The 12,763-nt window shown below is 49.5% G+C and carries 10 protein-coding genes; 6 read left to right on the top strand and 4 right to left on the bottom strand.

Annotation, left to right across the window (positions count from 1 at the left end; genetic code table 11):
- The first annotated feature begins 4 nt into the window (after nt 1-4).
- The 6 genes from IEW11_RS05140 (at nt 5) to IEW11_RS05165 (ending at nt 8,884) form a co-directional block, all read left to right on the top strand.
- Complete coding sequence (locus IEW11_RS05140; protein ID WP_188529673.1) at nt 5-1,729, top strand: sensor histidine kinase; 1,725 nt, start codon at nt 5-7, stop codon at nt 1,727-1,729.
- 196 nt (nt 1,730-1,925) lie between these two features.
- Nucleotides 1,926-3,611, top strand: a complete 1,686-nt coding sequence (locus tag IEW11_RS05145) for an ABC transporter substrate-binding protein (RefSeq protein ID WP_188529675.1) — start codon at nt 1,926-1,928, stop codon at nt 3,609-3,611.
- A 124-nt stretch (nt 3,612-3,735) separates the two neighbouring features.
- A complete protein-coding gene (locus IEW11_RS05150; protein ID WP_229724984.1) occupies nt 3,736-4,683 on the top strand; it encodes an ABC transporter permease in 948 nt (315 codons plus the stop codon).
- A 15-nt stretch (nt 4,684-4,698) separates the two neighbouring features.
- Nucleotides 4,699-5,607 (top strand): carbohydrate ABC transporter permease, encoded by a 909-nt coding sequence (locus tag IEW11_RS05155; protein ID WP_188529677.1) that lies wholly within the window; start codon nt 4,699-4,701, stop codon nt 5,605-5,607.
- Between the two features lie 107 nt (nt 5,608-5,714).
- Complete coding sequence (locus IEW11_RS05160; RefSeq protein ID WP_188529679.1) at nt 5,715-7,778, top strand: alpha-glucuronidase family glycosyl hydrolase; 2,064 nt, start codon at nt 5,715-5,717, stop codon at nt 7,776-7,778.
- A gap of 71 nt (nt 7,779-7,849) precedes the next feature.
- Complete coding sequence (locus tag IEW11_RS05165) at nt 7,850-8,884, top strand: endo-1,4-beta-xylanase (protein ID WP_188529681.1); 1,035 nt, start codon at nt 7,850-7,852, stop codon at nt 8,882-8,884.
- Between the two features lie 46 nt (nt 8,885-8,930).
- On the opposite strand, the gene IEW11_RS25115 is transcribed toward IEW11_RS05165, so the two are convergent.
- The 4 genes from IEW11_RS25115 to IEW11_RS05180 form a co-directional block, all read right to left on the bottom strand.
- Nucleotides 8,931-9,065 (bottom strand): hypothetical protein, encoded by a 135-nt coding sequence (locus IEW11_RS25115; protein ID WP_268237359.1) that lies wholly within the window; start codon nt 9,063-9,065, stop codon nt 8,931-8,933.
- Nucleotides 9,065-10,033, bottom strand: a complete 969-nt coding sequence (locus IEW11_RS05170; protein ID WP_188529683.1) for a DUF4097 family beta strand repeat-containing protein — start codon at nt 10,031-10,033, stop codon at nt 9,065-9,067. The genes IEW11_RS25115 and IEW11_RS05170 overlap by 1 nt, the downstream gene beginning before the upstream one ends.
- A gap of 208 nt (nt 10,034-10,241) precedes the next feature.
- Nucleotides 10,242-11,321, bottom strand: coding sequence for a lactonase family protein (locus IEW11_RS05175; RefSeq protein WP_188529685.1), 1,080 nt, complete (start codon nt 11,319-11,321; stop codon nt 10,242-10,244).
- Between the two features lie 182 nt (nt 11,322-11,503).
- Nucleotides 11,504-12,643 carry a phosphodiester glycosidase family protein gene (locus IEW11_RS05180; protein WP_188529687.1) on the bottom strand — a complete coding sequence of 380 codons (1,140 nt, stop codon included), beginning with the start codon at nt 12,641-12,643 and terminating at the stop codon, nt 11,504-11,506.
- Between the last annotated feature and the right edge of the window lie 120 nt (nt 12,644-12,763).

The following is a 12,763-nucleotide window of genomic DNA, read 5'->3' on the forward strand; positions in this document are numbered from 1 at the left end:
ATTTATGAATAGGCTTCATTTCAACAACGTCAAGCTGCGGGACAAGCTGCTTTTGATGTATATCCTTTGCGTGCTCATCCCGATCGTGGCGACCAACGTGATCTTCTATCATGTGACGACCACGAACATACGAAACCAGAAAATACGGGATGCGACCTTCGCAATTGAGAAAACCAACAACGAGTTTCAGTCGATCATAGACGAAGCGGTAGGGATTTCGTATCAATTTTATTTTGACCCGGTGTTCAATGAATTGTTGAACCGCGATTATCCGGATGCCATCAGTTATATTGAAGCGTACGACTCTCTTTTGAAGGGTACCTTTTACCTTTACACGCAAACGTACCTGAATGTGTACACGGATAATCCCGGCATTCTTACATCGGGCAATATCGAACGGATAACCGATGATATCAAGGACTCGGCATGGTTCCAAACCCTGCAGACGGCAAACGCTTCTTATCCGCTGCTTGTATTCGACGAGGGCGGACTCAGTTTGCTGCTGCGGCTGGATAATAACCGGAGTGCGCAATATTTGAATCTAATTAAAATTGATCTGAACCGAACGGCGATCAGGCAAGTCATTCAAAATTCAGCCTTTGACGGCAACCTGTATATCTTAAGTCCCGAAGGGATGATTACCTTTAGTAACGATCCGACCATTGATTGGATGAGCGGCCGTACAACGATTCAATCCATACCGGTGACAGCGCAAACAATCCAATTTCCGACTCCGTTATCCAATGCCAACTATTTGCAGGGGTGGAGCGTATACGGGACAATGGATGAAAAGGTTGCATTCGAGGAAGTGCGCAAATCAAGAGCATTTGTTGTTTACCTGGTTTGTATTAATTTCGTACTGCCGACACTCATCATAGCTTACATCTCCCGTTCGCTGCACAAACGGTTAGTCCGTCTGCTGAAGCATATGAAAAAGGTGAAGAACCAAAATTTTGAACCGGTCCCCATGGGCGAGGATCGGGACGAGATTGGCCAATTGACGACAGAATTCAATCGAATGACCAATCGGATCAAGAGCTTAATCGACGACGTTTATATCGCGGATATCGAGAAGAAGGATTTGGAGCTCCAGCGGCGCCAGGCACAGCTGAATGCGCTCCACAGCCAGATTAATCCTCATTTTCTGTTCAACGCGCTGGAGACGATCCGGATGCGCAGCGTGATTAAAGGAGAAGGAGAAACGGCGAAGATTATTCATAATATGGCCAAAATATTCCGCAGATCCATCTCCTGGGGGAGGGACTGGGTGAGCGTGGGGGATGAATTGGAATTCATCTCGTGTTTCCTGGAGATCCAGAAATACCGCTTCGGGGACAAGCTGGACTATAAGCTGCGGATCGATGAGTCGGTGCGGGAGCTATTAATTCCCAAAATGACTTTCCTGCCTTACGTAGAGAACGCGAGTATTCACGGCATCGAATCTTCTCCGTACAAAGGCTTTATTACGATTGATATTCATCGCTCATCTAATGAGCTTATCTTCATTCTGAAGGATAATGGAATCGGCATGTCCGCAGAAAAGCTGAAGGAAATTATTCATTACCTGCAATCCGACGAAGCCATTGGCGAAAATATCGGCATGAAGAACGCCTACTCCAGGCTCATCATGTATTACAAAGATGCCTTCCGTTTCCATATTGAGAGTGAGCCGGGGGCGGGAACCCGCATTGAAATCCGATTGCCGCTGTATACGGCAGCGGAAGAATAGCTTCAAAAAAGGCACGTTCAATTATCCCGGGCCGCGTGGTTAATGCGTGCCTTTATTTTTGAGATCTGCTTGCAGATGGATCATCTATAGTTTTCAAAGCAGGAACTAAACATTGACGGGTTTTGGCGAAAGCGTTTTCGAATTATACTGAAAGTGCTTACAAAACAACGATATATAGAAAGGGGCAAAAAAGCAAATGAGCAAGAAAAAGCTTTTGACGGTCGCTTTATCCGTGTTTTTGACAGCATCGGCTTTAGCTGGATGCAGCGGCGGCAACAACAATGCACCATCTAACTCTTCAACGAATACGAATGCCGCGGGGGAACAGCAAGAGGATACTTCACCCGTTACTTTCACCTATTTCAACTTCCAGAGCCGGGGCAAGGACGTGATGGCCAATGAAACAACCATCGGCAAAATGCTGGAAGATCAAACCGGCGTAAATTTCAAGCTGGAATATCTGGTCGGCGACCCGGATACAAAATCGGGCGTTATGATTGCCAGCGGTGATTATCCGGATGTGATCGCACCGGAAGCTGAAATCGACAAATTCCTTGATGCCGGCGCTTTTATCGAGCTTGATGAGCTGATCGAGGAGCACGGCCCTAACATTAAACGTGTATATGGCCCTTATTTCGAGAAATTCCGTCAACCGGACGGCAAACTGTATCACCTTCCTTATTCCCCGAACCAAGGATATATTGGCGATCCCAATATTAATCAGGGCGCTTTCTGGATTCAGCGCTCCGTTCTGAAGGAGTTCGGATATCCGAAAATTACAACTGTTGACGAGTACTTTGACCTGATCACGCAGTACAAAGAAAAATACCCGCAGGTCGATGGCAAAGCTACGATCGGATTTAATATCTTTGCACCGTCCGATTCCTTCTATACGTTGACGAACATTCCAATGCATCTTGCCGGTTATCCGAATGACGGCGGTGTCATTGTAGACATGGATACGCTGGAAGCGAAAGTGTATGCCGCCACCGATATTGAGAAGCGTTGGATTAAAAAGCTGAGTGAAGTCAACGATCAAGGCCTGTTCGATCCGGAATCCTTCGTAATGAACAAGGATCAGTTCATGGCAAAAGTCACTTCCGGCCGCGTGCTCGGCTACTTTGCATACAACTGGCAGATCGGTGAAGCAACGAACAACCTGAAAGCTGCCGGCATCGATGAGAAGCGTTATGCGCCGCTGCCGATCGTATTCGAGGAAGGCATCAAAGACCAATATGTCGATCCTCCTGCATTCGTTAGCAACCGCGGTGTCGGAATCTCCGTCAAAGCGAAGGATCCGGTTCGGATTATTAAATACTTCGATAACCTGCTGAAGGAAGAAAACCAAATTCTCGTGCAGTGGGGCGTTAAGGACGACACTTACAGCGTGGATGAGAACGGACGCTTCTTCCTGACAGAAGAACAAAAGTTAAATCGCGACGACAATGACTTCAAATTGAAATATGGCTTCCAGTACTTTGAATACGGCTGGCCGCGTTACGGCAGCAACTCCATTCTGGCGGACGGCAATTCCTACGGTGTAGGCAATCAGCCGGAAGTTGCGAACATGGGTTACACCGATGGCGATCGAAAAATAATGGAAATCTACGATGCGAATACATTTGCGGGCATGTTCGCAGAGCCGGATGAGCGTCCATGGTTCCCTGCCTGGAGTATTCAATTAGGTCAGGGCTCGCCGGAGCAAATTTTCGGCCAGCGTTCAACAGACCTTTCGCAGAAATACCTGCCTAGAATGATTCTTGCCAAGCCGGGAGAAGTGGACGGAATTTGGGAGGAGTACGTGGCGGAGTTCAACAAGCTGGATAAGGCAACCTATGAGGCGACAATGACAGCAGAGGTTAAAAAACGCGCCGAACAATAATTCATAAGGCAAGGATACTCGGAAGACCGGATATGCCATGCATTCCGGTCTTTCCGGTTAGGAGAAGCTTAAACAGGGTGACGGAAAGGAGTACAGATAAGTGAAAAACCAACCTGTGTCTAATATTTCGATCGACAGTACACCTGCACCCCGCGTAACCGGCATTCGGCTTTTTTTCAAGCGGCTGATCCAGCAAAAAGTACTGGTCATGATGTCCGTACCGTTCCTATTATGGTTGTTTATATTTAAATATGTTCCGCTTTGGGGATGGACAATTGCATTTCAGGATTTTAAGCCGGCCCGGCCGTTATTCGATCAGGAATGGATCGGCCTGGAAACCTTTCGATTCATGTTTACCGACGCTAATTTCCACCTGATTATGCGCAATACGCTGGTCATGAGCATCATCAATCTGGTGCTGGGCTTTGTTACCGCAATCACGCTTGCGCTTCTGCTCAATGAGCTCCGGAATGTCATGTTTAAGCGGGTCGTACAAACGATCAGTTATTTGCCTCACTTTATTTCCTGGGTAGTTACAGCGAGCATCGTAACGACCGTATTGTCGACAGAAGGCGTTATTAATGAAATTCTAGTAGGTCTTGGCATCATTTCAGATCCCGTCCTTTGGCTGGCCAGAGGTGAGTACTTCTGGGGCATTCTTGGTACAACCGAGGTTTGGAAAAATGTGGGATGGAACACAATTATCTATTTGGCGGCCATTACGACGATTGATCCGGGGCAGTATGAAGCGGCGGAAATTGATGGAGCCAACCGGTTTCAGCGTATGCTGCATATCACCCTTCCCGGGCTGAAGCCGGTCATTGTCATTTTATTAATTCTTAATATCGGAAATATATTGGAATCGGGATTTGAACCGCAGTATTTGCTCGGCAATGGGATGAACGCCGAATATTCCGAAAACCTTGATATATTTGTACTTAAATACGGGATTGGTATTGGAGACTTCTCTTTATCAACTGCAGCAAGCGTGTTTAAAACTGTCGTCAGCTTTATCTTCTTATTCTCTGCCAACTACATTGCCAAGAGACTAGGGGAGAGCAGACTGTTCTAAGGAGGCCAATTACCAATGAGTCAAGTGAGCTTAAGGCGCAAGAAATTCAATCTTTTCGACACATTAAATATCTTGTTCATGATCGTTCTAATGATCGTCACGCTCTATCCGTTCGTCAACATGATTGCTGTTTCGTTGAATAATGCGAACGATACGGTCAGAGGCGGCATTTACTTGTGGCCTCGCATGTGGACGCTGGATAACTATAAATATGTCCTCAATGAAGCGACGATTTTTCACGCGACGATGATTTCGGTATTGCGTACCGTAATCGGGACGCTCGTATCCGTGTTTTGTACGGCGATGCTGGCCTATACGGTAAGCCGCCAGGATTATGTGCTCCGTAAATTCGTTACTCTGGCTTTTGTTCTGACGATGTATTTCAGCGGCGGATTGATACCCGGATACCTGCTGATCCGTGAACTGGGATTGACGAACTCCTTCTGGGTTTACATCCTGCCGGGCATTATCGGCGTGTTCAATATGATCATCATCCGTTCGTTTATCGAAGGCCTTCCCGATGGCGTCCTGGAGTCGGCCAAGATCGACGGCGCGGGCGATTTTACAACCTTTGTCCGGATTGTACTTCCGCTTACCGTTCCGGTATTGGCTACAGTATCGCTGTTTGTGGCGGTGGGACAGTGGAATTCCTGGTTCGACGTCTTTCTCTACAATTCATCGAATATAGATTTAAGTACCCTTCAATATGAATTGCAGAAAATATTGCAGACCTCGAATACGGCGGCAAGCGCACAAAATGCGGCAGATGCCTTTGCGGGCGCGCAAGGCGGCCAAGCGGTCGTTACGCCTACGGCACTGCGCGCGACGATGACGATTGTGGCAAGCCTTCCGATCATCTGCGTCTATCCGTTCCTGCAGAAATACTTTGTAAAAGGGTTGACGCTTGGCGGCGTAAAGGGCTAAAACCACTTCCGTCCAGGTCACGAGGGAGTATAGGCAGCCAATCCTGGGGAGGCGTCTGCCTATGCTCTTTTTGTCAAAGATAAACATGCCACAAAAGGGGGATCCATATGACCAGTAAAGGCTATCAGGCTTGGCTGCAAAACGGCTTTGAGCCGGATCATGCTGCGATGGGACCGATTCACGACTTTTTGCAGCAAATCATTACAACGGCGCAAGCGGGCTCCGGAATCTATCAAACCGCTGTGCAAGAGCTGGTGGACGGGATCCGCTCCATAACGGGGCAGAAGCCCGTGTGTATGGAATCCGGCTCGGGACGTTATCTGACATTAGGTACGATCGGCAGCTCCTCGTTCATTGATCAGTCCATCGAAGCCGGGGAAGCGGAGCGGCTGGGAGACGAAGGATTCGTGATCCGCAAAGTGGACAGAGGGGAACACGTGTATATCGTGCTGGCAGGCAAGACAGAGAAAGGGCTTCTGTATGCCGTTTTTCATTTTCTGCGGTTGCTGAAGACGGGCGGATTGACTGACCAAGTGGATGTGACCGAAGTGCCGAAATACCGGCTGCGTATGGTCAATCATTGGGACAATATGGACGGCAGTGTAGAGCGCGGTTATGCGGGCCAATCTATTTTTTACCGCAATGATGTTTTGTTGTCGCGATCCGCTCGAGTACGGGATTATGCGAGATTGTTAGCTTCTGTCGGCATCAACGGAATTGCCATTAACAACGTAAATGTGCACCGTCATGAGACAAGGCTGATTACCGAGGTCTACCTGCCGGATGTAGCTAGAATCGCGGATATTTTCCGGAACTATGGGATCCGCTTGTATTTGAGCGTCAATTTTGCTGCACCGATCGAGCTGGGAGACTTGAGGACGGCCGATCCGCTCGACGCGGATGTTCAAAAGTGGTGGAAGGAAAAGGCTGCCGACGTCTATTGTTATGTTCCCGATTTCGGGGGCTTCCTCGTGAAGGCGGACTCCGAGAACCGTCCCGGTCCGTTCACATACGGGCGCGATCATGCTGATGGCGCCAACATGCTTGCCGAAGCGCTGAAGCCATATGGAGGTATCGTGCTGTGGAGATGCTTTGTTTACAACTGCCATCAAGACTGGAGAGACCGGACGACTGACCGTGCCCGTGCGGCTTACGATCATTTCAAGCCGCTCGACGGACGATTTCTGGATAACGTCGTGCTGCAGATCAAGAACGGACCGATGGACTTCCAGGTGCGGGAGCCGGTTTCGCCGCTTATCGGAGCAATGGAGAAAACGAATCAAATCGTGGAGTTCCAGATTACACAGGAATATACCGGACAGCAGAAGGATGTGTGCTACTTAATCCCGCAGTGGAAGGAAGTGCTGGATTTTGACACCCGCATAAAGGGCGAGGGCAGCACGGTCAAAGAAATTGCGGCAGGTCTTGTACATCCTTATGTTCATAGCGGGATCACCGCCGTATCCAATATCGGGGATGACCTTAACTGGACGGGACATCATTTGGCCCAGGCGAATTTGTACGGTTATGGCCGGTTGATCTGGAACCCGGAGCTATCCTCGGAGCTGATTGCCAAGGAATGGGCGCTTCTTACCTTCGGTCCAAATAAGGCCGCCGCGGATACAATCGCGGACATCCTGATGGCCTCATGGCCGATTTATGAGAAGTACACCTCTCCGCTTGGCGTGGGCTGGATGGTGAGGCCTCACTATCACTACGGGCCGGATATCGACGGTTATGAATATTCCAAGTGGGGGACCTATCATTTTGCCGATTGCCATGGTATCGGGGTGGACCGGACGCAATCGACGGGGACCGGTTATTCCGCTCAGTACGAGAAAGCGAACAGCGAGCTGTATGAGAACCTGGAGACATGTCCGGATGAATTGCTGTTGTTCTTCCATCATGTGCCGTACACCCATCGATTAAAGTCAGGGAAAACGGTCATTCAGCATATTTACGATACGCATTTCGAAGGCGTGGAGCAGGTTGAACAGGTGATTTCCCGCTGGAGGGGCCTGGAAGGCGATATCGATGCGGAACGCTACCGGCATGTATGCGGCCGTCTTGAGGCGCAATTGGAAAATGCCAAGGAGTGGCGCGATGTGATCAACACCTACTTTTATCGTAAATCCGCAATACCGGATGAGAAAAACCGTGTGATTTATTAGCATACCGAGTGATGTGCAGGCTGCCACAAGATTTTTTAATTATAAATAAATCTACATAAGGGAGTGTATCTATGACACGGGAGGCTCAACGATCAACCGCACCGATTCCTGCTTTATGCGCACAGTACAAGGATTACTTCGATATCGGCGCCGCGGTAAACCTAACGACAATCGATACCCAGCAGGAGCTGCTGGCAGCTCACTTCAACAGCCTGACGGCTGAGAATGATATGAAATTTGAACGCGTTCATCCGGAGGAGGGGATATATACCTTCGAGGCGGCGGATAGAATCGTTCAGTTTGCCCGTCAGCACAGCATGAAGATGCGGGGCCATACGCTTGTATGGCATAACCAAACCCCGGCTTGGGTATTCACAGGCGCAGATGGGAAACCGGCGGACAGGGACACGCTGCTCGCGCGGATGAAATCCCATATCGAGACGGTGGCAGGGCGGTATAAAGGCCGGATTTACGGCTGGGATGTCGTCAATGAGGTGATCGAGGACAAGAGCGATATTTGGCTGCGCAGCTCGCCATGGCTGGATCAGATCGGCGAGGATTTCATCGCCCAAGCCTTCCGTTACGCCCATGAGGCAGACCCGTCAGCAATCTTGTTTTACAACGACTACAACGAGTGCCATCCCGAGAAGCGGGAGAAGATCATCCGCTTGTTGAGAATGCTGAAGGAGCAGGAGGTTCCCGTGCACGGCATGGGTCTGCAGGGCCATTGGAATTTGAACGGCCCAAGCCTGGACGATATCCGGGCGGCTATTGAAGGTTATGCAGCGTTAGGTCTGCAATTACAGGTCACAGAGCTGGATATTTCCGTGTTTGATTATAATGATCGACGTACCGATTTGAGACAGCCGGCGGAAGAGATGCTGGCACAGCAAGCAGAGCGGTATGGCCAAATATTCCGGATCTTCCGCGAGTACAAGGATGTCATTACAGCGGTTACCTTCTGGGGAGCGGCCGACGACTATACATGGCTGGATGATTTTCCGGTCAAGGGCAGGAAAAACTGGCCTTTTGTGTTTGACGAGAAACACCAGCCCAAAGAATCCTATTGGAAAATTGCCGATTGGAGAAAGGAATACAATGGCTAACAATTCTTTAACGCGCATCACTCCCCGATCGGCGCTTTTGCCAGCTTTACGCTTGGGTTTCCCGGCAGCGGCGGGAATGGATACGACCTGCTATTACACCCGCTTTTTCAAAAACCTCCAACTCCACTTTAAAAAGTGGGTTTGGAGGTTTTTTAAGATAGCCCGATTCTACGTTGTCCATCAACCTTTCCCCAATGTGAAATCTCCTGAGCTGGTGCGGACTTTGAGCTGGACGTTACCGCTGCCAAAGGAGCCCCTAATCCGGTCCCGATCTTCGCTGTTCTCATCGTAAGCGATCCCATCCCATTCAATACGGCCCTCACCGGAGCTTCCGGAGTAATCGAGCGCCAACGATTGGGGCTGATTGCTCAGATTTACGGTAATATCACCGCTCCCGGCATGCAAATCCGCATCATACAGCAGATCATCGGACTCGATGCGAACATTGCCCGAACCGGTTTCCCCGATGAGCTGCGACTGACCGTTGGCCAGCTTTACGTCACCGCTTCCCGCAGTGAATTTAAGCTCTTGGGAGATGAAATCACTTCCCGTTATATTTCCGGAGCCGACCATTATATTGGCTTTATTTACTTCAAACTCTGTTATGTTTATGTCGCCGCTCCCGGTATTTACAACGAGTACTTCACCTTTAATTTGAGAAGCTTGGACATCGCCGCTGCCAGCTTCGATTTCCAAGGAGGCTCCTTCGATCTTCTTCAGGTCAATATCGCCGCTCCCGGTTCTCACCACGACTTTGTTCCATTGTTTTTCGGGCAGCTCGACCGTAAGATCGACATTGGAACGGTTAAAGCTGATCAAGAACCCTCCAGGCACATTCAGTCCCAGTTCAAGCGTATCACCTTTTGGTTCAATGTTTAAGTCCAGCTTATCTGCAGCATTATCGCTTGCCGAACCCTGAAGCAGCACGTTTATTTGCTCGGAATCGCTTCGTACAACATTTACGTCCGTGCTTCTGGTGTGTATGACGATGTTTTTAAAAGCATCTGCCTCGACGGAACGTTCAACATGAATATTTTCCGTATCGAATGAAAATGCGCTGGGAAACAAATTTATCGGACTAAATGTAAACCACATCGCAACAATGCCCACTGCAACCAGGATGATACCCTTCACCTTTCGATTCTGCATGTTTTTTACCCCGCTCTATTAGTTTCTTCTAAGAAGACTAACCTCTTCGTTAGTTATAATCTTACAATTCATGCGGATTCCAAACATCAGGCTCACGAATGAATATTTACCCGTCTCAGGTCTAGGTTGAGGAGAGGAGAGGAGAATATGCGGAATACAAAAATCCCCCGCGCGGCGGGGGATTTTATCAGAGGATGGACCAGCCGCGTCAGTTCAGGGCGGCGAACTTAATGCAAACCGGCTTGGAAACTTCCAATATGCTGCCGGTAGGCCCCAGCTTTCCTGTTTGTGCATTTCTAGCGAACGTCACAATATTATTGGCATCCCGATTGGCAACGAGCAGGAATCGTCCGTCCGGCGAGAGCCCGAAGTTACGCGGGTGGCCGCCAAGCGTGGAGGCATGCTCGACTAAGGTGAGCTTTCCGCTTGATGGGTCGATCGCATAGACTACGATACTGTCATGTCCGCGGTTAGAGCCGTAAAGGAACTTGCCGTCCGGAGAAATGTGAATATCGGCGCATGCATTTTCCCCTTCATAAGATTCAGGCAGTGTAGATATGGTCTGGATTCCGCTCAATTTTCCTTGCTCTTCATCATAGGCGAAAGCAGTAATCGTCGCATTCAGCTCATTAATCACGTATCCATAAGACAGCGAGGGATGGAAGGCGAAGTGCCGCGGTCCGGACCCAGGACTGATCTGGACTTCTCCATGCGGAATTAACTGACGGGCAGGGACATCCAGCTTGTAGATGAAGATGCGGTCCGCTCCTAGATCAGAAGCGACAGCATACCGGTTGGACCGGTCAATAAATACAGAATGCGCACGCGGCTGGCTCTGAACCGGAAGGACACTGGAGCCTTCGTGCTGGTGGATATCAGCTATCGAACCGATCTGTCCGTCTTCAAGCAGGGGGGACAGTCCGATCATGCCGCCATGGTAGCTCGATACGATAACGCACTGCCGCGTATGATCCAGGGTAATATGGCAGGTTGGCGCCGGAACGGTAATCTCTTTATTAAGCAGCGATAATTGTCCGGTTGCAGGATTGATGTCATATGCGGCGGCTGCTCCGGTGCGCTGGCCTTCAGCGTCTTTTCCCTCCGTGATGGCGTAGAGCTTCAGGCTGTCTGCATTTACATCCAGAAAAGTCGGGTTTTGCAGGCCGTCCGCTTGATCGAGCAGCTCGAGAATTCCGGTTTCCGTATCGAACCTGCAAGTGTATAATCCAGGCTGAGCCGAATCGGCGTAGGAACCTACAAAAGCAAAGATCTTCTTATTATTGTCCATATAACGTACACCTCTGTTCCATTTATGTATTATAAGCATTATCGCAAATACGTTTCCGGCTGGCAAATCGGGGACAGCATTGGATGTGAAGTTTTCCGGCATAACCTGACGGCAGCTTATGCTGTTTGTGCAGAAATGAAAGAAACGGCTTGGAACAATTGCTCCAAACTGTTTCGGGCCGCTTACTGATATTTGACGATGAGTGCATTGCTGATCTGGCGGCCAGGCGTCGTCAGGTATTTTCCATTATAATAAAGCCCGCTTGAAGCGCCGCCGTCCAGATTCATCGCTTGGTGGGCGCCGGCCTGCTTCATGATCTCCGCCAGCTGTGGAATTGTAGCCCCGCCTGTTGTCAGAAGAATCAGCTTGTGGTCACGGGTAATGCCAAGAGCGCTTCTCGCTCCGCCGCCCGTCAATATTTTCGGATCTTTAAAGCCTTCCTCCTTGACGTTCAGCGCGACTTTCCCATCTTTTAGCAGACGGGGGCCCGCTTGCAAGCCGCCTTCCATCGTGCCTAAAGCGAACCGGTCATTGAAGCCCGGTCCCGGAATCAGCTCCGCCAGATTGTTTTTGTCGTAGGTGAAGATTGTCCGGCGGTCTCCCGAGCTTTTCCGCTTCATTTGCCCTTTGCTAACAATATATCCGTATGGCGTTTTGAAATCCGCCTCTGTGTATGCGTCAAAGAATGTGCCGTTGATCGCGACGATGGCGTTGTTACGTTTGGCAATGCTGTTCAAATTCTCTACCTTGCCTATCGTATTGCCGGCTAATGCAACATCAAGATGAATTTTGGAATGCATAAGCGAGAGGGTGACTTGCTGTACGCTAAACGATCGGCCGGCGACTCTGTAAGTTTTCCGCTCGCTGACAATCGGCTTGGAGCTGTGATGTCCGAAGCCTCGTTTGATGACCGGAAGCGGAGTCGAACGATCTGCATAGGTGACCATTACCGAAGCGATATCGGCATTCCACTGAAGCTGCACGCCAAGGGCTTCGCTGACGAAACGAAGCGGCACGTAGGTTATGCCGTTATCAATGAAAGGGACGTCTTCTAAAACGACCGGGGAATCATTTATGTAAGCTGCTCTTTTGCCGACGTACAGCGTGACCTTTTTCTGCTCGTTCATGATATCAATCCGCTGTTCAGCGGAGGTCCATTTCACATCGGCGCCCGCATATCCGCTCAGGAAGCGGATGGGCACAAAGGTGCGATTGCTCTGCTGATCGACATAACCGAAGTTTTTGGGTCCGGCTGCCGCCCAGTCAGTCGGTACAAGAAAGACGATACATACTAGTACAAATAGTGTGACGATTTTTTTCATTACAAGTATTCTCTCCTCTGCATCATTACGTAATCCTACCCTTTGTAATATCGGATAAAGAGAGATATTTTTAAAGCCGATTCGTATCGAACCTATGCTATGTATCTTATAAAAAATGCG

It is taken from the genome of Paenibacillus abyssi, from assembly GCF_014640295.1.
GTDB lineage: Bacteria > Bacillota > Bacilli > Paenibacillales > Paenibacillaceae > Paenibacillus_D > Paenibacillus_D abyssi.

Coding starts and splice junctions, on each gene's coding strand:
- IEW11_RS05140 (WP_188529673.1), top strand. CDS start 5: ATGAATAGGCTTCATTTCAACAACGTCAAGCTGCGGGACAAGCTGCTT.
- IEW11_RS05145 (WP_188529675.1), top strand. CDS start 1,926: ATGAGCAAGAAAAAGCTTTTGACGGTCGCTTTATCCGTGTTTTTGACA.
- IEW11_RS05155 (WP_188529677.1), top strand. CDS start 4,699: ATGAGTCAAGTGAGCTTAAGGCGCAAGAAATTCAATCTTTTCGACACA.
- IEW11_RS05160 (WP_188529679.1), top strand. CDS start 5,715: ATGACCAGTAAAGGCTATCAGGCTTGGCTGCAAAACGGCTTTGAGCCG.
- IEW11_RS05165 (WP_188529681.1), top strand. CDS start 7,850: ATGACACGGGAGGCTCAACGATCAACCGCACCGATTCCTGCTTTATGC.
- IEW11_RS25115 (WP_268237359.1), bottom strand. CDS start 9,065: ATGGACAACGTAGAATCGGGCTATCTTAAAAAACCTCCAAACCCACTT.
- IEW11_RS05170 (WP_188529683.1), bottom strand. CDS start 10,033: ATGCAGAATCGAAAGGTGAAGGGTATCATCCTGGTTGCAGTGGGCATT.
- IEW11_RS05175 (WP_188529685.1), bottom strand. CDS start 11,321: ATGGACAATAATAAGAAGATCTTTGCTTTTGTAGGTTCCTACGCCGAT.
- IEW11_RS05180 (WP_188529687.1), bottom strand. CDS start 12,643: ATGAAAAAAATCGTCACACTATTTGTACTAGTATGTATCGTCTTTCTT.